Origin of the sequence: Pseudomonas fluvialis, from assembly GCF_014207935.1 — a bacterium.
Lineage (GTDB): Bacteria > Pseudomonadota > Gammaproteobacteria > Pseudomonadales > Pseudomonadaceae > Aquipseudomonas > Aquipseudomonas fluvialis_A.
Genome location: NZ_JACHLL010000006.1, coordinates 309,024 through 329,876, shown reverse-complemented (window position 1 = coordinate 329,876; position 20,853 = coordinate 309,024). Strand labels below are relative to the sequence as shown.

Here is a 20,853-nt window from a genome sequence, read left to right as displayed (position 1 = left end):
GGCTTACTCCTTGTCGGTGCTGGGTGCCTGGGGACGGTACCAGAGTTCCTGCCGGTGAAAGGGCGTTTCAGCGGGCAGATCGGGGTTATCCAGTTCGATGACCCGCCGTTGCTCCAGGCGAGCGTGGCGCAGGGTCTCACCATGGCGCTGCTGGAACAGGCGCTCGAAGCTGCCGTCGGCGATGGCCGCTTCCAGACCCTGGCGCAGGTGTTCGGCCAGTTGCGGGTCCTGGCGCGAGGTGAAGAAATAGAAGGCGCTGGGGTAGTGCAGCACCACGTGTTCATCGACCGCCAGCTGCAGGCCGTTGCGCATGGCATCTGCCTGCTCCTGCCAGACGGTCACCACCTCGCGCGGAAAGGCGTCGAAACGTTGCGCCTGCAGCATGGCAAACAGCCCTTTGTAACTGGGGCTGGTGACGACCTCTAAGCCGTTGGCGCGTAGCAAGGGGGTGTCGGGCCAGTCGTGGCGTTGGCCGAAACGCAGTGGCTTGAGGTCGGCGAGGTTGTGTACCTGGCTGAGCCGCTGGGCATCTTGCTGGCGCAGCAGGTTAATGCGCCAGCCGATCAGGCCCTTGTAGATCGGGATGCGGATCGGCAGCAGGCGCTGTTCGCGCTCGCGGGTGGTCATGGCCCACATCACCTGCAGATGTGGGCTGTGCTGTTCGAGCATCTGCTGGGCGCGGGACTGGGCCATGGGTTCGGCCGAGGGTTGCAGCCGATAGCGAACGGGACCGTGCTCCACCGCCAGTTGCAGCAGTTCGGCCACGTAGGCTTCCGGCTCGCTGTCACGCGAGTGGCGAGGGTAGTGCAGCAGCGGGTCGGCCCAGGAGGGCAGGGCCGTGACCAGCAGAAACAGACAGAAGATTTTCATACCAGGCAGCTTCGCCCGCTGCCTGGGATTTTTCAACTCGGCCTATCAGGCGCGGACCAGCTCCGCGTCCAGCTGGGCGATGGTCTGCTGCATCAGGTCCCAGCAGCGTTGCATCAGCTCGGGGATATCGTCCAGGGTCATGCCGGCGGTGGAAATCGCCGGAAGCGAACGGATCTTGATCGAGCCGGCATTCCAGCGATTGAGATGCATATTTTTGACGTAGCTGCTGACACACACCGGGATGATCGGCACACCGGCGGCAATGGCCATCTGGAACGCGCCCTTCTTGAACGGCAGCAGACCCTCACCCTTGTTGCGCGTACCTTCCGGGAATACCCAGATGGAGGTGTCCTGATGCTGGAGGGTTTCTGTGGTGGTGAGCATGGCCTGCTTGGCTTGCTGGGCATTGCCGCGCTCGATCAGCACGTTGCCGGCCAGCCAGTACAGTTGGCCGAAGAAGGGCACCCACTTGAGGCTTTTCTTGCCAATGCTGACGGTGCGCTTGGGCACCACGCGACCGAGCACATAGAGGTCATAGTTGGATTGGTGGTTGGCGATGATCACGCAGCTGCGCTGGTGTTCCAGCAGGCCTTTGGCGTCGCGCGAAAGCTTCAGGCGCAGGATGCGCAGGGCCGGCATCGAGTAGAGACGCGCACAGAGGCGGCTGTTGTCGGGGTTGAACGGGCGGCAGATACCGATAATCAGACCGAGGATGCCGGCAACCACGAAGTGCAGGCCCATCAGTCCCATGCGCAGAGCGAACAGCATGAATCGCACTCGTTGGCAAAAAGGGCGGGCAGTGTACGGGCGTTCACCTGTCAGGGCAAACCACAGCGATCAATGGTGATTGCCCGTCTGTCCATCCTCCTCGTAGGCCGCGCCTGCCGGCCTATTCTGAGAAAGTCGGGTGAACAGGAGAAACCTCATGAATACCAAAGTGCAAACTGCGCTTAGGGCGCTGGTGCTTGGCAGTTACCTGGCAGCCTGCCTGTTGCCGGCCACCTTACTCCCTCTGGATCAGGCATTTGCCCGTGATGGAGGTGGCGGTGGCGGCTCAGGCGGTGGCGGAGGTGGCTCTGGTGGCGGCTCAGGTGGCGGAGGTCATGGCGGCGGATCTGGGGGCGGCGGTTCGGGTGGCGGTCATGGTGGCAGTGGCTCCGGTGGCGGAGGTCAGGGTGGAGGAGACCACGGCGGAGGAGACCACGGCGGTGATAGCGGTTCGGGTGATCATGGCCGGGCAGGTGATGATCATGGCGAGGCCGGTCAGGATCACGGCAAGGCGGGGATGGATCATGGCCGGGCTCCGGACGGACGCGGCGAGGCCGGTGATGACCATGGCGAGGCTGGCGATGACCACGGTGAGGCTGGTGATGATCATGGGCAGGATGGGGTCGATCATGATGTCGGAGATGACCGTGGCGATGACGGCGCTGAGGCCGGCGACGACAACGGGCGTGGCTGAGGCCGGTTGACGGCAGCCTCCCAGGCTAGCCGTCAACCTACTCGGTTCAGGCTGCCGGACGCTGCTGCTTGGCGTAGAGGAACTCCAGCACCGCTGAACGGCAGGCGTGGTAGCGCGCATCGTTGGCGAGCTCAAGACGGTCGCGCGGACGTTCCAGTTCGACCTTGAGAATGTCTCCCACGGTGGCCGACGGGCCGTTGCTCATCATCACGATACGGTCGGAGAGCAGCACGGCCTCGTCCACGTCGTGGGTGATCATGATCACGGTGTTGCCCAGGTCGCGGTGGATCTCCATCAGCGAGTCCTGCAGGTGGGCGCGGGTCAGCGCGTCCAGGGCGCCGAAGGGCTCGTCCATCAGCAGTACCTTGGGCTGCATGGCCAGCGCACGGGCGATGCCGATGCGCTGCTTCATGCCGCCGGAGATCTCGCCGGGGCGCTTGTCCTTGGCGTGCATCATGTGCACCAGGTTGAGGTTGTGCTCGACCCACTCGCGCATTTCCTTGCGCGATTTGCCGCCCTTGAACACCTGGCGCACGGCGAGTTCGACGTTTTCATAGCAGGTCAGCCAGGGCAGCAGGCTGTGGTTCTGGAAGACCACGGCGCGCTCGGGGCCGGGCTCGTTGACCTCGCGGCCGTCGAGGATGACACCGCCGGTGCTGGCCTGGTAGAGGCCGGCGACTATGTTCAGTACGGTGGATTTGCCGCAGCCGGAATGGCCGATCAGCGAGACGAACTCGCCCTGGTCGATCTTCAGGTTGACGTTCTGCAGGGCGCAGAACAGGCCCTTGTCGGTGGGGAAGCTGATGCCGACGCCGGACAGTTCGAGGTGTGCGTTGCTCATGGGAATTCTCCTTGCCTGTTAGCGCAGTACGGCGTTCTTGTCCCAGCTGACCAGCTTTTGCGCCAGCAGCATCAGACGGTCGAGGGCGAAGCCGATCAGGCCGATGGCGATCACCGCCACCATGATCCGGCCGAGGGAGTTGGAGCTGCCGTTCTGGAATTCGTCCCAGATGAATTTGCCCAGTCCTGGGTTCTGCGCCAGCATCTCGGCGGCGATCAGCACCATCCAGCCGGTCCCCAGCGACAGGCGCAGGCCGGTGAAGATCATCGGCACCGCAGCCGGCAGGACGATCTTCTGCACATGGGCTAGCGGCGACAGGCGTAGCACCCGGCTGACGTTGAGCAGGTCCTTGTCCAGGCTGGCCACACCCACCGTGGTGTTGATCACTGTCGGCCACAGGCAGCACAGCGCCACGGTGAAGGCCGAGGTCAGGTAGGACTTGGACAACAGTGGGTCGCTGCTGGTGTAGACGGCACTGACCACCATGGTCACCAGTGGCAGCCAGGCCAGCGGCGAGACGGGCTTGAAGATCTGGATTAGCGGGTTGATGGCTGCGTAGATGCTCTGCGACAGGCCGCAGAGGATGCCCAGCGGCACAGCGATCAGGGTGGCGATGAGAAAACCGCTCAGCACCGTGTACAGGCTGGTGAAGATCTGGTCGAGGAAGGTCGGCTTGCCGGTATAGGCGCGGATCTTCACCTGGGCGTCGGGGTTCTTGGCCAGGAGTTCGGCGTTGCGGATTTCCTGGCGGGTGATGAACTGCTCGGCCTTCTCGCGCTCGCGCAGGTGGGTATCGAGCAGTTGCGAGGCCTGCACATAGACCTGTCCTGGGCCAGGGAACTGACCCAGGCTGGTGTGGATGCTGGCCGCCACCAGTTGCCACAGCAACAGGAAAAAGGCGATGCCGGCCAGCGGCAGGAACAGGGTGCGTACGCCCTGCTTGAGCAGCTCGCGGCTGCGGGCGCTCTTGATGGTGTTGGCGATAGGGGTGGCGACGCTCGGGTTGCTCATCGTCCGATCCTCGAATGCGGGCTGCGCAGGGCAGCGAAATACCTCGGTGCCCGGCCGGCGCCAGCCGGCCGGGCCTGTTTCACTTGGCGTTGCCGATCTTGAACGAAGACAGGTAGGCGTTCGGCTTGCTGCCGTCATAGGTCACGCCGTCGATGAACTCGGCGGTCGGTGCGCGGTAGCCGGTTTCGCTGGGCGCCGGGAACTCGCTGGCACTGGCCTTGCCCTCGGCGATCAGTTCGTCGGCGGCGGTGCGATAGATGTCCGGGCGATAGACCTGCTTGGCGACGTCGGCGTACCAGGCATCGGACTTGGGCTCGGCGATCTGGCCCCAGCGGCGCATCTGGGTCAGGTACCAGATGGCGTCGGAGTAGTAGGGGTAGGTGGCGTTGTAGCGGAAGAACACGTTGAAGTCCGGGACTTCGCGCTTGTCACCCTTCTCGTACTCGAAGGTGCCGGTCATGGAGTTGGCGATCACCTTGGCGTCGGCGCCGACGTATTCCGGACGGGAGAGAATCTCCACGGCCTCCATGCGGTTCTTGTTGTTATCCTCGTCCAGCCACTTGGCGGCTCGGATCAGCGCCTTGACCAGGCGCTTGTGGGTTTCCGGGTTCTGCTCGGCCCAGGCCTTGGACACGCCGAAGACCTTCTCCGGGTTGTTCTTCCAGATCTCGGAGTCGGTGATCACCGGCACGCCGATGCCTTTGAACACGGCAGCCTGGTTCCACGGTTCGCCCACCGAGTAGCCGTTGATGGTGCCGGACTCCAGGGTGGAAGGCATTTGCGGTGGCGGGGTAACCGAGAGCAGTGCATCGGCACCGATCTGGCCGCTGATGTCGCCTTTTTCCGGGGCGTAGAGGCCCGGGTTGATGCCACCGGCAGCCAGCCAGTAGCGCAGCTCGTAGTTGTGGGTGGAAACCGGGAACACCATGGCCAGGTTGAACGGTTTGCCCTGGGATTTGAACTGCTCGATCACCGGCTTGAGGGCGTCGGCCTTGATCGGGTGTACCGGCTTGCCGTCAGCCATCGGAATGTGCGGCTTCATCATCTTCCACACGTCATTGGAGACGGTGATGGCGTTGCCGTTGAGGTCCATGGAGAAGGCGGTGACCACCTCGGACTTGGTGCCGATGCCGACGGTGGCGCCCAACGGCTGGCCGGCCAGCATGTGCGCACCGTCCAGTTCGCCCATGATCACGCGGTCCAGCAGCACCTTCCAGTTGGCTTGTGCCTCGAGGGTTACGTACAGGCCTTCTTCCTCGAAGAAGCCTTTTTCGAAGGCGATGGCCAGGGGAGCCATGTCGGTCAGCTTGATGAAGCCGAGCTTGAGCTCTTCCTTCTCTGGATCGGCGGCCAGGCTGATTTGTGCGGCCAGTGGGGAGATGACCAGCAGGCTGGCGCACAGGGCGCGTTTGAGCAGGTTCAGGCGGTTTTGCATGATGCTTTCCTCAGTGTCAGAAACGAAAAAAAGACGTCGATACCCGGCTGCCGGTGTTGGCAGGGGGCACGACGTCTTTGTCGATTCGTCCCGATCACCTCCGTTGGCGATCCTGAGACGGTTGCTGTGAAGGACTTTGCAGCAGCCGTGCCAGTTTCTCGGAAGAGGTGTGAGGAATTTTATAAAGTTGTTTTAAAACAGTGGCTTGTGACACTGCTTGGGCAGTCGCCTGATGGCGCTGAGGTAGATAGGGTGGGGTTGAGTGCGAAGACGGGCGAAGCGGGCGTGCACTGTCCGGGCGCGGACGGTGCACGCCAATATGGCATTAGCGCTCAAGCAAGCCGTCGGCGCGGAACATTGCCTTGATGCCACGGATGGCCTGACGGGTACGGTCCTGATTCTCGATCAGGGCAAAACGCACGTGATCGTCACCGTAGTCGCCAAAGCCGATGCCGGGCGAGACGCAGACCTTGGCCTCGCCAAGCAGTTTCTTGGCGAACTCCAGCGAGCCGAGGTGGGCGTAGGCTTCGGGAATCTTCGCCCAGACATACATGGAGGCTTTGGGTTTTTCGACCATCCAGCCCAGTTCGTGCAGCCCCTTGACCAGTACGTCGCGGCGCTGGCGGTACTGCTCGGCGATATCGCGCACGCACTGCTGGTCGCCTTCCAGTGCGGCGATGGCCGCCACCTGTAGCGGGGTAAAGGTGCCGTAGTCGTGGTAGCTCTTGATCCGCGCCAGGGCGGCGACCAGCTCCGGATTGCCGACCATGAAGCCGATGCGCCAGCCGGCCATGTTGTAGCTCTTGGACAGGGTGAAGAACTCCACCGCGACGTCCTTGGCGCCGGGTACCTGCATGATCGAGGGCGCGGTCCAGCCTTCATAAACGATGTCGGCATAGGCCAGATCGTGCACCACGAGAATGTCGTACTGCTTGGCCAGGGCCACCACGCGCTCGAAGAAATCCAGCTCCACGCACTGGGCGGTGGGGTTGGAGGGAAAACCGATGATGATCATCTTCGGCTTGGGGATGGACTCGCGGATGGCCCGCTCCAGCTCGGCGAAGAAGTCCACGCCGGGGATCAGCGGCACCGAGCGCACCTGGGCGCCGGCGATCACTGCACCGTAGATATGAATCGGGTAGCTCGGGTTGGGCACCAGTACGGTGTCGCCGTGGTCCAGGGTGGCCAGCATCAGGTGCGCCAGACCTTCCTTGGAGCCGATGGTGACGATGGCTTCGCTGTCCGGGTCGATCTCCACGTCATAGCGGTCCTTGTACCAGCGCGAGATGGCGCGGCGCAGGCGCGGGATGCCGCGGGAGGTGGAATAGCCATGGGTATCTTCGCGCTGGGCAACCTGCACCAGCTTTTCGACGATGTGCGGCGGTGTGGCGCCATCGGGGTTGCCCATCGAAAAGTCGATGATGTCCTCGCCACGGCGGCGGGCGGCCATCTTCAATTCGGCGGTGATGTTGAAAACGTAGGGGGGGAGACGATCGATGCGCGCAAAGCGGCGCTTGGCGTTGTCAGCCATGCTGTCCTCGAAGTACGTAAGCGCCCGGAACCGTCCGAGCGACGTTGACCGCATGAGGCGGCCTGGCGAGGAAGATACGAGATGGCTTGCCGGCCTGTCCAGCACAGTCGTGGACTGGACAGGGGCAACAGTTGCCAGGGCCGGGCTCAGTTACCCAGCATGTCGTGCATGGCGATGATCTGCTCGGCCACCTGGATCAGCTTCTGCTGACGGCTCATGGCCTGGCGACGCATCAGGGTGTAGGCCTCTTCCTCGTTGCAGCTCTTCATCTTCATCAGCAGGCCCTTGGCCAGTTCGACGCGCTTGCGTTCGGCCAGTTGAGCTTCGCGGGCATTGAGCTGGGCGCGTAGTGCCTGGTCGCTTTCAAAGCGGGCCATGGCCACGTCGAGAATCGGCTGCAGGCGCTGTGCGTGGATGCCTTCGACGATGTAGGCGCTGACCCCGGACTGGATCGCCTGGCGCATTACGCCCGGATCGTGGTCGTCGGTGAACATGACGATCGGCCGTGGCTGGTCACGGCTGACCAGGCAGACCTGCTCCATCACGTCGCGGCCGGGGGACTCGGTGTCGATCAGGATCACGTCGGGGCGGATGGCCTCGACCCGCTCAGGCAGGTCGATGACCAGCCCCGACTCGTCAATCACCTCGAAACCGGCTTCGGTCAGGGCGCTCTTGAGGCGGCCGACCTTCTTCGGGGTGTCGTTGATCAGGAGGATACGCAACATGGGGTCAACCTTGTCTGTCGTCAGAGCGCGGCCGAGTGCGGCTCGTTGCTCAGGGAATGTAGGGCAAAGCTGCGCGCGTAGGCGGCCGGGTCATGGCCATCCCAGGGCTTGCCGTCGAGCAGGGTGCTGCTGCGCATGGCGTCCGGCACGGCCAGGCCGAGAGCGCCGGCGGCATCGGCATACAGGCTGGTCTGCTGCACGGCACGGGCGATTGCCTGGTAATCCGGGTCTTCGCGCAGCAGGCCCCAGCGGCGGAACTGGGTCATGAACCACAGGCCATCGGAGAGGTAGGGCATGTTCACCGCACCTTCGGCGCAGAAGCGCAGCGGATGGGCGTCCAGCCAGGCGTGACCATTGCCGTCCTCGTAGCGGCCGAGGAAACGCGACTGAATGGTTTGCAGCGGCGCGTCGACATAATCGCTGCCGCTGATCAGTTGCGCGGCGCTGCATTTGTTCTCGTCGCTGGCGTCGATGAAGCGGCTGGCTTCGAGTACGGCCATGACCAGGGCGCGGGCGGTGTTGGGGTACTGCTCGACGAACTCGCGGGTACAGCCCAAGACCTTTTCCGGGTGATCCGGCCACAGCGCCTGGCTGGTCGCCAGGGTAAAGCCCATGCCCTGGTCGATGGCGTGGGCGCCCCAGGGTTCGCCGGCACAGAAGCCGTCGATACGACCGGCCTGCAGGTGGGCGACCATCTGCGAGGGCGGCACGACCACGGTGTTGACGTCCTTGAGCGGGTGAATGCCCAGACTGGCCAGCCAGTAGTACAGCCACATGGCATGGGTGCCGGTGGGAAAGGTCTGGGCGAAGGTGAGTTTTGCCCTGCTGTGGTGCACGTATTGCAATAGTGCCTCGGCACTGGTCACGCCGCTGCGCTGCAAACGGGCAGAGAGGTTGATGCTCTGGCCGTTCTGCGCCAGGCCCATGAGCACCGCCATGTCGGTGGCGGGATTGCCGCCGAGGCCCAGGTGGATGCCGTAGATCAGGCCATAGAGGCCCTGGGCGGCGTCCAGTTCGCCGGTCACCAGCTTGTCGCGCAGGGTCGCCCAGGAAGCCTGGCGCTTGAGGTTCAGGGTCAGGCCATAGGGCTGGGCGAAGCCCTGGGTGGCGGCGACGATCAGCGAGGCGCTGTCGGTCAGCGGCATGAAGCCGATATTCAGGGCGGTCTTTTCCGGGGCATCTGAGCCGGCGACCCAGACCAGGTCATCGCTCAGCAGGGGGGTCGTTTCCGTCATCGCCTTGTTCCGTCAGTGAACAAAAAGGCGTCATGCCTGCGCCGCGTGAGCGGTGAGGTCATGACGCCATTGTCAGGGTCGGGCACCGCCATTGGTGTCGACCGGATGACGGGAATAAAGCAAGCGGCATGCCATCCTTGGCATGCTGATCAGCGTTCCAGCATCTGCTTGACGTTGCTTTGCGGGATTTGCTGCACGCGGCCCTCGGCATCTTCGAATTCGAGCATGCCGGTGTCGCGGTCCAGTTCCGGCTTGCCATGGCTGGTGAGCATCTGGCCGTCGGTGGTGGTGATGATGTATTCGCTGGCGCAGCCGGTCAGGGCCAGCAGACAGCAAGTCGCGAGAATCAGGTGTTTCATGGGGATACTCCATTGCGAGGTCTGAAAAGCTGCGGCCGACGATAAGCGGGCCGGCCGTGCTCTTCAAGCCTCGGAAAAAGAAAAGCCCCGCACTGGGCGGGGCTTTCAGGCCTTGCTAAGGATTAGGCTTGAACGACCGGGATCTTGGCGTTCGCAGCGGCTTCCTTGTACTCGGCGATCTGGTCGAAGCTCAGGTAGCGGTAAACGTCGGCAGCCATGCTGTCGATGTTCTTCGCGTACTCCATGTACTCCTCGACGGTCGGCAGCTTGCCGATAATCGAAGCGACCGCTGCCAGTTCGGCAGAAGCCAGGTACACGTTGGTCGCGTCGCCCAGACGGTTCGGGAAGTTACGGGTCGAGGTGGAAACCACGGTCGAACCGGTCTGTACGCGAGCCTGGTTACCCATGCACAGCGAGCAGCCCGGCATTTCCATGCGTGCGCCAGCCTTGCCGTAGATGCCGTAGTAGCCTTCCTCGGTCAGCTGGTGGGCGTCCATCTTGGTCGGCGGAGCCAGCCACAGACGGGTCGGAATGCCACCCTTGACCTTGTCCAGCAGCTTACCGGCAGCGCGGAAGTGACCGATGTTGGTCATGCACGAACCGATGAACACTTCGTCGATCTTCTCACCGGCAACGGTGGACAGCAGGCGGGCGTCATCCGGATCGTTCGGGGCGCACAGGACCGGCTCTTTCACGTCGGCCAGATCGATTTCGATCACGGCGGCGTATTCGGCGTCCTTGTCGGCTTCCAGCAGTTGCGGGTTGGCCAGCCAGGCTTCCATCGCCTTGGCACGACGCTCCAGAGTACGGGCATCGCCGTAGCCTTCGCCGATCATCCAGCGCAGCATGGTGATGTTGGACTTCAGGTACTCGGCGATGGCGCTTTCCGGCAGCTTGATGGTGCAACCGGCAGCGGAACGCTCGGCGGAGGCGTCGGACAGCTCGAAGGCCTGTTCAACGGTCAGCTCGTTCAGACCTTCGATCTCGAGAATGCGGCCGGAGAAGATGTTCTTCTTGCCTTTCTTCTCGACGGTCAGCAGGCCAGCCTGGATCGCGTAGTAAGGGATGGCATGCACCAGATCACGCAGGGTGATGCCCGGTTGCAGTTTGCCCTTGAAACGCACCAGTACCGACTCCGGCATGTCCAGCGGCATCACGCCGGTGGCCGCGGCGAAGGCTACCAGGCCGGAACCGGCCGGGAAGGAGATGCCCATCGGGAACCGGGTGTGCGAGTCGCCACCGGTACCGACGGTGTCCGGCAGCAGCATGCGGTTCAGCCAGCTGTGGATGATGCCGTCGCCCGGACGCAGGGACACGCCACTGCGGTTCATGATGAAGTCCGGCAGGGTGTGGTGGGTGGTGACGTCGATCGGCTTCGGATAGGCCGCGGTGTGGCAGAAGGACTGCATCACCAGGTCAGCGGAGAAGCCCAGGCAAGCCAGGTCCTTCAGCTCGTCGCGGGTCATCGGGCCAGTGGTGTCCTGGGAGCCGACGGTGGTCATCTTCGGTTCGCAGTAGGTGCCCGGACGCACGCCCTGGCCTTCCTGCAGGCCACAGGCGCGACCGACCATCTTCTGGGCCAGGGTGAAGCCCTTGCCGCTGTCAACCGGAGCTTCCGGCTTCTTGAACAGGGTGGACGGAGCCAGGCCCAGCTCGGCGCGGGCCTTCTCGGTCAGGCCACGGCCAACGATCAGCGGAATACGGCCGCCGGCGCGAACTTCGTCCAGCAGGACGTCGGTTTTCAGCTGGAAGCTGGTGACCAGCTCGTCGCTGCCATTACGGCGCACTTCGCCCTTGATCGGGTACACGTCGATGACGTCGCCCATGGCCAGGTTGGTGCAGTCGAATTCGATCGGCAGGGCGCCGGCGTCTTCCATGGTGTTGTAGAAGATCGGGGCGATCTTGGTGCCGAAGCAGAAACCACCAGCGCGCTTGTTCGGCACGTTCGGGATGTCGTCGCCGAAGAACCACAGCACCGAGTTGGTGGCGGACTTACGGGAAGAACCGGTACCGACCACGTCACCGACATAGGCAACCGGGAAGCCTTTGGCTTTCAGGGCTTCCATCTGCTTGATCGGGCCGACGGAACCCGGCTGATCCGGGTTGATACCGTCGCGGGCCATCTTCAGCATGGCCAGGGCGTGCAGCGGAATGTCCGGGCGGGACCAGGCGTCCGGAGCCGGCGACAGGTCGTCGGTGTTGGTTTCGCCGGTAACCTTGAACACGGTCAGGGTGACTTTTTCCGGTACGGCCGGGCGGTTGGTGAACCACTCGCCATCAGCCCAGGACTGCATCACGGCCTTGGCGTTGGCATTGCCGGCCTTGGCTTTCTCGGATACGTCGTGGAAGGCGTCGAACATCAGCAGGGTGTGCTTGAGTTGCGCGGCGGCAACTTCGGCCAGCTCGGCGCTGTCCAGCAGCTCGACCAGGGTGGCGATGTTGTAGCCGCCCTGCATGGTGCCCAGCAGCTCGACGGCGAGGGTCTTGCTGATCAGCGGGGAGGTCGCTTCGCCCTTGGCGATGGCGGACAGGAAGCCGGCCTTGACGTAGGCCGCTTCGTCCACGCCCGGCGGAACACGGTTGGTGATCAGATCGACCAGGAAGGCTTCTTCGCCAGCCGGCGGGTTCTTCAGCAGCTCGACCAGGCCTGCGGTTTGCTCGGCGTTCAGCGGCTGGGGAACGATCCCCAGAGCGGCGCGCTCTTCTACGTGTTTGCGATAGGCTTCAAGCACAGTTTTACCCTCATCAGTGGTCCCAACGGGCTGTCCGGGACGCTCATCCAGCTTTCCAACGCTCCTCTGCGCTTCGAGGCTTTGTGGGCCTCACAGCCAGGGATCCGATGGCTCCAGTTGAAGCTGTTTTCAAAGTTTTACGCCGTTGGCAAAACCATGTGGGGGTGGCGCGGGGGAGGGTAGAGAGCAACCCCGTCGCCAACCTGGCCTGCTGCCGGAAAACTGTGCTCGTGACGCTTTGAAAACAGCTTCTTATGGATCTTGGCGCCTTAAAAGGCGGGCCGATTCTACTGGAATGCATCAGTAAAGTTAAGCCGCAAGGCCCGTGCAAGGCGGGGTGAAGTTACCTAGACAAAGGGCTAAGATGGGCGGCCGGATTCACCTGCGCTGCCTGCTTATGTCCAACCATCTGATCAAAACCCCCTGTGTCGGTCTCTGCTCCACGGTCTATGGGGATCTGGTGTGTCGCGGCTGCAAGCGTTTTCACCATGAGGTGGTGAACTGGAACCTGTATTCGGAGAGCGAAAAGGGCGCGGTCTGGCGGCGTCTGGAGGCTTTGCTGGTGCAGGTGGTGGCGGCCAAACTCGAGGTGTTCGACGAACAGCGGCTGCGCACCCAGCTTGTACAGCGACAGGTGCGCTTCAATCCCGAGCAGTCGCCTTACTGCTGGGCTTATCAGCTGATTGCCCGTGCCGCCCGACTAATCCAGCAGGTCGATGCCTACGGCATCGTGATCCTTCCGGAGTTTCGCGAGCGAAGCCTGAGCGATTTGCGCGATGCCATTGATCGCGAGTTCTTCCTGCTGTCGGAAGCCCATTACGAGCGCTACATCGCGCCGAAGTTTCTTCTTGAGGGCATGGAAATCCGCGTCTGAGCCTCTCAGGGGCGCGGCAATAAAAAAGGCCACCGATCGGGTGGCCTTTTTTGTTGGCTGGGGCTGACTCAGTGCTGTTCGATCAGCGATTCCAGATGATCCAGTACGTCATCGGGTTTCAGGACGGCAATGTCGCATTCCAGCAGGTCCAGCACCACTTCGGCGGTATTGCCGATCAGAACGCCCGACAAACCGGTACGAGCCACTGTGCCCATGACAACCACGGCCGCTTTCAGCTGGCTGGCAGTATGCGGGATCAGTACATCGGCCGGGCCTTCCTCGACATGGATCTGCGAGTCCTTCAGATCAAACTGCTCGGCGAAGCTCTGGCACTGCTCCAGGTAGCGGGCATGGATGGTGCCCGACAGCTGGAAGGTCGGATCGGCGGCCGACAGCATGGGCGACGGGTGGGCGCTCATGATGTGCAGGTTGGCTTTGGCGACCCGGGCGATCTCGGCGGCATTGGCGATGATGCTGGTGTTCAGGGTGCGGTGCTTGGCATCGCTGTTGCCCACGTCGATGGCAGCCAGGATGGTGCCTTCGGTCCACGGTGTATCGGTTTTAACGATCAGCACCGGGCAGGGGGTGTAACGCAGGATTTTCCAGTCATCCGGGGTGAGGATGGCTTTTTTCAGCGGATTTTCCGGGACGTGCTGCTTGATCACCAGGCCGCAGGCTTCTTCCTGCTGGGCGGCGATGATGGTCTCGTGCAGCGTGTTGAGGCACAGCTGCTGGGTGGTAACGGTGTAGCCCTCGGCCTGCAGGCTCTTCTGCAGGTCGGCGAGATAAGCAGTGTGGTCATGCTTCTTGTCGCAGATCAGCAGGTGCAGGTGCGACTGGGTAACGCCAGCGATCAGCTTGGCGCGCTTGAGGGCCAGGCCTTCGGGCTGGCTGAGGTCAAGAACTACCAGAATGCTGCGGATGGCTTGCATGTGTTTCTCCCTGAGAGGTGTGACTTTCTAGATGTAGCCACTGTAGTTGTGCGTGTCAGAACTGTCGTTGACGTATATCAAACCGCACTGGCCCTGTGCGTGCAGCCTCGTATAATGCGCCGCCTTTATGACTCTAGCCAGTCATCGGCTCCCTTCTGTTAGAGCGGCTGATTACTGCGGATTTGCTTGCTGAATGAACGGCCAAGGGCCTGGGAGAATGCGCATGCTGCCAGAAATTCACGACTTCCTCGGCTGTCGCACGCCCGACGCCTGGGTTCAGGCGGCCGTCCAGCAACAGGAGGTGATGCTGCTCGATCACAAGAACTGTGAGTTCAAGGCTGCATCAACCGCGTTGAGCCTGATTGCCAAGTACGGCCAGCATCTGGACCTGATCAACTACATGTCCCGCCTGGCGCGTGAGGAGCTGGTGCATCACGAGCAGGTGCTGCGCATTCTGAAGAAGCGCAAGATTGGTTTGCGCCCGGTTTCGGCCAGTCGATATGCCTCGGGCTTGAGGGCGATCGTGCGTACGCATGAGCCGCACAAACTGGTGGATACGCTGGTGGTGGGCGCCTTTATCGAGGCACGTTCCTGTGAGCGGTTTGAGGCGGTCGTGCCGCATCTGGACGAGGAGCTCGGCAGGTTCTACTTCGGCCTGCTGAAGTCAGAGGCCAGGCACTTCCAGAACTACCTGCGCTTTGCCTATCAGTACGGCGAGTCTGCTGATGTGGAGCGCAGTATTGCCAGGGTCAGGGAGGCGGAGCAGGCATTGATCGAAAGCCCTGATCCGGAGTTTCGCTTCCACTCCGGTGTGCCGATGCTGGCAGCCTGAGAAACCCAATAAAAAAGCGCCGTTAGGCGCTTTTTTATTGGCTGAAGAATTTTACTCCTTCACTTTCAGGTCCAGCGCCAGATCGCGTGCGGCCTTGGTGGCCAGCACACCCATCAGCTGGCCGATTTCGTCCTGGCGGCTGCTGGCGTTGCCGTTACCCGCACCCATCATCACGCTTGGCACTGGTGCCTGGGATGCTGCATCGGCCCAGACCTTGTTGATCTGTACCAGGGCGTCGAGCTTGGGTTGCAGGGCACCGTCCGCCTCGATCACGGCCTTGCGCGCATAGGCTTCGGCGTCGGCAGTGATCTTGGTAGCCTGGGCGGTGATGCTGGCCTTGTCGCGCAGCAGCTCGGCGGTCTGTTTCTCGATCTCGGCGCGCTGCTTCTCGCGTTGGGCGTTGATCACGGCCAGCTGTTTCTCGGTCTCGGCCTGGGTGGTGCGTTCAATCTGGTCGCGCAGGGTTTCCTGACGGCGAGCTTCGACTTCCTTCTCACCACGGGCGGTGACCAGGAGTTTCTCTTCCTCTTCCTTCAGGCGGTTCTGCCGGGCCACGGCCAGCTCGGCCAGGGCCTGCTGAACCTTGACCATGCGCTGTTTGTACTGCGGATTGGGGTCGACGTTGGTAATGCGGGCCTCGACCACTTCCACGCCGTACTTGCGGAACTGCTGCTGCTTGCGCACCGGCAGGCCCTTGTCGTCGACCACCTTCTCGGTGATGAACTGGCTGGCATTGTTGTCGCCAAACGCGCCTTGCTCTGTGCCGGCCTGGAGGATGGCGGTCTGGCTTGGCTGATGGCCGCGTGGTCCACGTACTTCGCGGCGCTTGATCAGGTACAGACCATCGTTGAGCTGGTTCTCGAACTCGGCGGCGAACTCGCTGCGCGCGCCGGCGTAGTAGTCATCGGCACTCATCAGCGATGCCGTAGCCTGCAGGGTTTCCTTGATGGCCGGCACCAGCGCGGTCTTGATGAAGTTTTCCGGGTTGCGGTATTCCTGGGCAATCTTCAGGAACTGGTCGCCGGAGGGCAGGCGAAAGCGCGCCGAGGACTCCACCTTGGCGTCGACGTTGCCCAAAAAAACGATGGGGAAGGCCTCGATGGTGGCGCCGAGCGAGTCGTTGTCGCTGGTGTCGTCGATTTCCAGCGCCTCGGTGAGTACCGACTGCACGCTGAGGGCCTTCTTCCAGGGCGTGGCGCGACCGAACCACTTGGTGGCATAGCCAACGTCATCGACGATCTTTTCTTCGCCGAAGATGGTGCGGACGTGGGTGGCAAAGCCGGCTTCGTTATAGAAGAACACGCCGTTGAAGGTGGCGAAGCCTGCGGCAGCCACCAGCAGAGGAGCGCCGACATATTTGAACAGGGAGAGTTTCGAGGGAGCGCCGCTGGAGATTTCCATTATCTGTCCTTGACTGCGGGAAAGGTGCGCGAATGCTGCGCAGCGGGCGCTCTGCCGTCAAGTCAGAGAAGGGCGATATGTGTGTTGTGACCTGCGAAGAGCACTCAGTCGAGCGCGAAAGACGCCTGTTGAAAACCGTTCTGGTCAATTTGCAGGGCCCAGCCGCATGTGTCCCAGTCACCCAGCACGATGCGTCGTGCGGGCTGGCCGTTGACCTGCAAATCATGCGTGGCCGGGCGATGTGTATGGCCATGGATCAGGGTGGTGACGCCATGCTGGGCGAGCACCTGCGGAATCAGCTCGGGCGTTACGTCGATGATCTCGGCGGCCTTCATGCGGGTTTGTGCTTTGCTCTCGCTACGCAGCTTGCGCGCCAGTTTGAAGCGTGTGCTCAGCGGCAGATGGCGGAGGATGAACAGGGTCAGCGGGTTGCGCAGCCAGCGGCGCAGCTTCATGTAGGCCAGGTCCTGGGTGCACAGGCTGTCGCCGTGCATCAACAGGACAGGCTGCCCTTCGAGGGTGACCAAGCTGGGGTCGTTCAGCAACTGGGCGCCTGTCTCCCGGCAAAATTGCCTGCCGATCAGGAAGTCGCGGTTGCCGTGCATCAGGTAAAGGCGGGTGCCGCTGTCCGTGAGTTTGCGCAGGGCGCGGGCAATGCTCTGCTGGTAGGCGGACATGCCGTCATCACCGACCCAAGCCTCGAAAAAGTCGCCGAGGATGTATAGAGCGTCGGCCTGACGGGCCCGTGTTGCAAGAAAATGCAGAAACGCCCGGGTGATGTCCGGGCGTTCCTCTTGCAGATGCAGATCGGAGATCAGCAGTGTGGCCAAGGAGCTTACTCGGCGACCACTTCGGCTTTTTCGATGATCACGTCATCGACCGGCACGTCCTGATGGCCGCCCTTCATGGTGGTAGCGACGTCCTTGATCTTCATGACCACGTCCAGACCGTCGACCACCTGGCCGAACACGGCGTAGCCCCAGCCCTGGATGGTCGGTGCGCTGTGGTTGAGGAAGCTGTTGTCGGCCACGTTGATGAAGAACTGCGCCGAAGCCGAATGCGGCTCCATGGTGCGGGCCATGGCAATGGTGCCGATTTTGTTCGACAGGCCGTTGTTGGCTTCGTTCTTGATGGTGGCGCGGGTGGCTTTCTGCTTCATGCTGGGCTCGAAGCCGCCGCCCTGGATCATGAAGTTGCTGATTACACGGTGGAAAATGGTGCCGTCATAGTGACCATCCTTCACGTACTGCTCGAAGTTGGCCACGGTTTCCGGGGCCTTGTCGGCAAACAGTTCCAGGGTGATGACGCCGTGATTGGTGTGCAGCTTGATCATGGTGGTATCCGTTTGGTTGCGGGCTGATGCCAGTGCCTGGCGCGGCTAGGCCGGCGGCATGGGCCAGGATTCGACCCGCAGAGGCAAAAGTGCTCTGTCGGGGGCTTGACGGGTTCGCTATCATACGGGCTTTGTCCCAGGCGGCCTACCCTCGCCGCGCACTGCAAGAATCAAGGACCCCATGAGCAAGCCCATCGTCGAAAAAGCTGCCAACTTCCTGCTCCCCATCGTTCAGGCCGACCTGGACAGCGGCAAGCACGCCAAGATCATCACGCGCTTCCCGCCGGAGCCCAATGGCTACCTGCACATCGGTCACGCCAAGTCGATCTGCCTGAACTTCGGTCTGGCTCAGGCGCTCGGTGGCGAGTGCAACCTGCGCTTCGACGATACCAACCCGGCCAAGGAAGATCAGGAATACATCGACGCGATCAAGAGCGACGTCGAGTGGCTGGGCTTCAAGTGGGCGGGAGAGGAGCGCTATGCCTCCAACTACTTCGACCAGCTGCATGCCTGGGCCATTGAGCTGATCAAGGCCGGCAAGGCCTTCGTCTGCGACCTGAATGCCGAGGAAATGCGCGCCTACCGCGGCAGCCTGACCGAGCCGGGCAAGAACAGCCCGTTCCGCGAGCGTTCGGTGGAAGAGAACCTCGATCTGTTTGCCCGCATGAAGGCTGGCGAGTTCGCCGATGGTGCCCGCTCGCTGCGCGCCAAGATCGACATGGCCTCGCCGAACATCAACCTGCGCGACCCGATCCTCTACCGCATCCGCCACGCCCATCACCACCAGACCGGCGACAAGTGGTGCATCTACCCGAGCTACGACTTCACCCACGGCCAGTCGGACGCCATCGAGGGCATCACCCACTCGATCTGCACCCTGGAGTTCGAGGATCACCGCCCGCTGTACGAGTGGTTCCTGGAGAACCTGCCGGTGCCTGCGCAGCCACGTCAGTACGAGTTCGCCCGCCTCAACCTGAACTACACCATCACCAGCAAGCGTAAGCTCAAGCAGCTGGTCGATGAGAAGCATGTAAATGGCTGGGACGACCCGCGCATGTCGACCCTGTCCGGCTTCCGTCGCCGCGGCTACACCCCGGCGTCGATCCGCAACTTCTGCGACATGATCGGCGTCAACCGCGCCGGCGGTGTGGTAGATGTGGGCATGCTGGAATTCGCCATCCGTGACGACCTCGACGCCAACGCCGCACGCGCCATGTGCGTGCTCAAGCCGCTGAAAGTGGTCATCAGCAACTACCCGGAAGGCCAGGTCGAGAACCTCGAACTGCCGCGCCACCCCAAGCAGGACATGGGCGTGCGCGTGCTGCCGTTCAGCCGCGAGATCTACATCGACGCCAGCGACTTCGAGGAAACCCCGCCGGATGGCTTCAAGCGCCTGATCCCCGGTGGCGAAGTGCGCCTGCGTGGCAGTTACGTGATCCGCGCCGACGAGGCCGTGAAGGACGCGCAAGGCAATATCGTCGAGCTGCGTTGCTCCTACGACGAGAACACCCTGGGCAAGAACCCGGAAGGGCGCAAGGTCAAGGGCGTGATCCACTGGGTGCCGGCCGCCGAGAGCGTGGAATGCGAGGTGCGCCTGTACGACCGCCTGTTCCGCTCCGCCAACCCGGAGAAGGACGAGGAGGGTGGCAGCTTCCTCGACAACATCAACCCGGACTCGCTGGTGGTGCTCACCGGCTGCCGCGCGGAGCCTTCGCTGGGCCAGGCCGCCCCGGAAGAACGCTTCCAGTTCGAGCGCGAAGGCTACTTCGTTGCCGACCTGAAGGACTCGCAGCCGGGCAAGCCGGTGTTCAACCGTACCGTCACCCTGCGCGACTCCTGGGGGCAGTAAATGGCACTGAGCATTTACAACACCCTGAGCAAGACCAAGGACGCCTTCAAGCCGCTGCAAGGCAACAGCGTGCGCATGTACGTGTGCGGCATGACCGTGTACGACTTCTGCCACATCGGCCATGCGCGGGTGATGGTGGCCTTCGACGTGGTCACCCGCTGGCTGCGTCAGCGCGGTTATGAGGTGACCTATGTGCGCAACATCACCGACATCGACGACAAGATCATCAAGCGCGCCAACGAGAACGGCGAGCCGTTCGAGGCGCTGGTCGAGCGCATGATCGCCGCCATGCACGAGGACGAGGCGCGTCTGTCCGTGCTGCGCCCGGACATCGAGCCGCGCGCCACCGGGCATATCGCCGGCATGCACCAGATGATCCAGACCCTGATCGACAAGGGCTTTGCCTACGCCCCAGGCAATGGCGACGTGTACTACCGCGTCACCAAGTTCGAGGGCTACGGCAAGCTGTCCCGGCGCAAGATCGACGAGCTGAAGATCGGCGCGCGCATCGAGGTCGACGAGATCAAGGAAGACCCGCTGGACTTCGTGCTGTGGAAAGGCGCCAAGCCGGGCGAGCCGAGCTGGGACTCGCCCTGGGGCAAGGGCCGGCCGGGCTGGCACATCGAGTGCTCGGTGATGTCCACCTGCTGCCTGGGCGAGACCTTCGACATTCACGGCGGCGGCCCGGACCTGGTGTTTCCGCACCACGAGAACGAGATCGCGCAGAGCGAGGCGGCCACCGGCAAGCTCTACGCCAACGCCTGGATGCACGCCGGCGCGGTGCGCGTGGACGGCGAGAAGATGTCCAAGAGCCTGGGCAACTTCTTCACCATTCGCGAGGTACTGGAGAAGTACCACCCGGAAGTGGTGCGCTACCTGCTGGTATCCAGCCACTACCGCAGCCCGATCAACTACTCCGAAGACAGCCTCAAGGAAGCCAAGGGCGCCCTGGAGCGCTTCTACAACGGTCTGAAAGGCCTGCCGGAAGTGGCGCCTGCCGGTGGCGAAGCCTTCGTCGAACGCTTCGGCGCGGCGATGGACGACGACTTCAACTCGCCGGAAGCCTGCGCGGTACTGTTCGAGATGATCCGCGAGGTCAACCGCCTGCGCGAGTCGGATGAACAGGCCGCCGCCGGCCTGGCCGCGCAGCTCAAGCAACTGGCCGGGGTGCTCGGCGTGCTGCAGCTGGAGCCGGATGACTTCCTCCAGGCCGGCGCCGCCGGCAAGGTCGATGCCGCCGCGGTCGAAGCCCTGATCGCCGCACGCCTGCAGGCCCGTGCCGACAAGAACTGGGCCGAAAGCGACCGCATCCGTGACCAGCTCAACGCCATGGGCGTGGTACTCGAAGACAGTAAGGGTGGCACCACCTGGCGTCTGGCTGACTAGCTCCTGTTGTAACGAAAAAAGCCGCTCAATTGAGCGGCTTTTTTG

At 62.8% G+C, this 20,853-nt stretch carries 19 protein-coding genes; 5 read left to right on the top strand and 14 right to left on the bottom strand.

Annotated features, from left to right (window positions below):
- Positions 1-3: 3 nt before the first annotated feature.
- Both HNP49_RS16780 and HNP49_RS16775 read right to left on the bottom strand, forming a co-directional pair.
- Complete coding sequence (locus HNP49_RS16780; RefSeq protein ID WP_184685155.1) at positions 4-870, bottom strand: ABC transporter substrate-binding protein; 867 nt, start codon at positions 868-870, stop codon at positions 4-6.
- A 45-nt stretch (positions 871-915) separates the two neighbouring features.
- The gene (locus HNP49_RS16775) at positions 916-1,638 is read right to left on the bottom strand and encodes a 1-acylglycerol-3-phosphate O-acyltransferase (protein ID WP_184685154.1); all 723 of its coding nucleotides are present in this window, start codon (positions 1,636-1,638) and stop codon (positions 916-918) included.
- Between the two features lie 257 nt (positions 1,639-1,895).
- On the opposite strand from HNP49_RS16775, the gene HNP49_RS16770 reads away from it, so the two are divergent.
- On the top strand, positions 1,896-2,342 hold the full coding sequence (locus HNP49_RS16770) for a hypothetical protein (protein ID WP_184685198.1): 447 nt from the start codon (positions 1,896-1,898) through the stop codon (positions 2,340-2,342).
- A gap of 36 nt (positions 2,343-2,378) precedes the next feature.
- Here the strand turns inward: HNP49_RS16770 and HNP49_RS16765 are convergent, their stop codons facing one another.
- The 8 genes from HNP49_RS16765 to acnB form a co-directional block, all read right to left on the bottom strand.
- A complete protein-coding gene (locus HNP49_RS16765) occupies positions 2,379-3,173 on the bottom strand; it encodes an ABC transporter ATP-binding protein (RefSeq protein ID WP_184685152.1) in 795 nt (264 codons plus the stop codon).
- Between the two features lie 18 nt (positions 3,174-3,191).
- Entirely contained in the window at positions 3,192-4,184 is a 993-nt protein-coding gene (locus HNP49_RS16760) for an ABC transporter permease (RefSeq protein ID WP_184685151.1), read from the bottom strand.
- A 79-nt stretch (positions 4,185-4,263) separates the two neighbouring features.
- Positions 4,264-5,619 carry a CmpA/NrtA family ABC transporter substrate-binding protein gene (locus HNP49_RS16755; protein WP_184685149.1) on the bottom strand — a complete coding sequence of 452 codons (1,356 nt, stop codon included), beginning with the start codon at positions 5,617-5,619 and terminating at the stop codon, positions 4,264-4,266.
- Between the two features lie 325 nt (positions 5,620-5,944).
- Positions 5,945-7,150 (bottom strand): alanine transaminase, encoded by a 1,206-nt coding sequence (alaC, locus tag HNP49_RS16750; RefSeq protein ID WP_184685148.1) that lies wholly within the window; start codon positions 7,148-7,150, stop codon positions 5,945-5,947.
- Positions 7,151-7,296: 146 nt separating this feature from the next.
- The gene (locus HNP49_RS16745) at positions 7,297-7,875 is read right to left on the bottom strand and encodes an ANTAR domain-containing response regulator (RefSeq protein ID WP_184685146.1); all 579 of its coding nucleotides are present in this window, start codon (positions 7,873-7,875) and stop codon (positions 7,297-7,299) included.
- Positions 7,876-7,895: 20 nt separating this feature from the next.
- Entirely contained in the window at positions 7,896-9,110 is a 1,215-nt protein-coding gene (locus tag HNP49_RS16740) for a CmpA/NrtA family ABC transporter substrate-binding protein (RefSeq protein ID WP_184685145.1), read from the bottom strand.
- A gap of 149 nt (positions 9,111-9,259) precedes the next feature.
- Positions 9,260-9,469, bottom strand: coding sequence for a YgdI/YgdR family lipoprotein (locus HNP49_RS16735; RefSeq protein WP_184685144.1), 210 nt, complete (start codon positions 9,467-9,469; stop codon positions 9,260-9,262).
- A 122-nt stretch (positions 9,470-9,591) separates the two neighbouring features.
- Complete coding sequence (gene acnB / locus HNP49_RS16730; RefSeq protein WP_184685142.1) at positions 9,592-12,201, bottom strand: bifunctional aconitate hydratase 2/2-methylisocitrate dehydratase; 2,610 nt, start codon at positions 12,199-12,201, stop codon at positions 9,592-9,594.
- A gap of 397 nt (positions 12,202-12,598) precedes the next feature.
- On the opposite strand from acnB, the gene HNP49_RS16725 reads away from it, so the two are divergent.
- Positions 12,599-13,075 carry a DUF1289 domain-containing protein gene (locus tag HNP49_RS16725; RefSeq protein WP_184685140.1) on the top strand — a complete coding sequence of 159 codons (477 nt, stop codon included), beginning with the start codon at positions 12,599-12,601 and terminating at the stop codon, positions 13,073-13,075.
- A 68-nt stretch (positions 13,076-13,143) separates the two neighbouring features.
- Here HNP49_RS16725 and HNP49_RS16720 read toward each other — a convergent pair whose 3' ends face one another.
- Positions 13,144-14,007 carry a universal stress protein gene (locus tag HNP49_RS16720; RefSeq protein WP_184685138.1) on the bottom strand — a complete coding sequence of 288 codons (864 nt, stop codon included), beginning with the start codon at positions 14,005-14,007 and terminating at the stop codon, positions 13,144-13,146.
- A gap of 223 nt (positions 14,008-14,230) precedes the next feature.
- Here HNP49_RS16720 and HNP49_RS16715 point away from each other — a divergent pair, with 223 nt between their 5' ends.
- Positions 14,231-14,839: a tRNA-(ms[2]io[6]A)-hydroxylase gene (locus HNP49_RS16715; protein WP_184685136.1), complete on the top strand. Its 609-nt coding sequence runs from the start codon at positions 14,231-14,233 to the stop codon at positions 14,837-14,839.
- Positions 14,840-14,890: 51 nt separating this feature from the next.
- Here HNP49_RS16715 and HNP49_RS16710 read toward each other — a convergent pair whose 3' ends face one another.
- The 3 genes from HNP49_RS16710 to HNP49_RS16700 all read right to left on the bottom strand — a co-directional run bounded on the left by HNP49_RS16710 (position 14,891) and on the right by HNP49_RS16700 (position 17,573).
- Positions 14,891-16,240: an SPFH domain-containing protein gene (locus HNP49_RS16710; RefSeq protein ID WP_184685135.1), complete on the bottom strand. Its 1,350-nt coding sequence runs from the start codon at positions 16,238-16,240 to the stop codon at positions 14,891-14,893.
- A 104-nt stretch (positions 16,241-16,344) separates the two neighbouring features.
- The gene (gene lpxH, locus HNP49_RS16705) at positions 16,345-17,070 is read right to left on the bottom strand and encodes a UDP-2,3-diacylglucosamine diphosphatase (RefSeq protein WP_184685134.1); all 726 of its coding nucleotides are present in this window, start codon (positions 17,068-17,070) and stop codon (positions 16,345-16,347) included.
- Positions 17,071-17,075: 5 nt separating this feature from the next.
- Positions 17,076-17,573 (bottom strand): peptidylprolyl isomerase, encoded by a 498-nt coding sequence (locus HNP49_RS16700; RefSeq protein ID WP_184685133.1) that lies wholly within the window; start codon positions 17,571-17,573, stop codon positions 17,076-17,078.
- 181 nt (positions 17,574-17,754) lie between these two features.
- Here HNP49_RS16700 and HNP49_RS16695 point away from each other — a divergent pair, with 181 nt between their 5' ends.
- Positions 17,755-19,422: a glutamine--tRNA ligase/YqeY domain fusion protein gene (locus HNP49_RS16695; RefSeq protein WP_184685132.1), complete on the top strand. Its 1,668-nt coding sequence runs from the start codon at positions 17,755-17,757 to the stop codon at positions 19,420-19,422.
- The gene (gene cysS, locus HNP49_RS16690) at positions 19,423-20,808 is read left to right on the top strand and encodes a cysteine--tRNA ligase (RefSeq protein WP_184685131.1); all 1,386 of its coding nucleotides are present in this window, start codon (positions 19,423-19,425) and stop codon (positions 20,806-20,808) included. It abuts the gene before it with no gap.
- Positions 20,809-20,853: the final 45 nt, after the last annotated feature.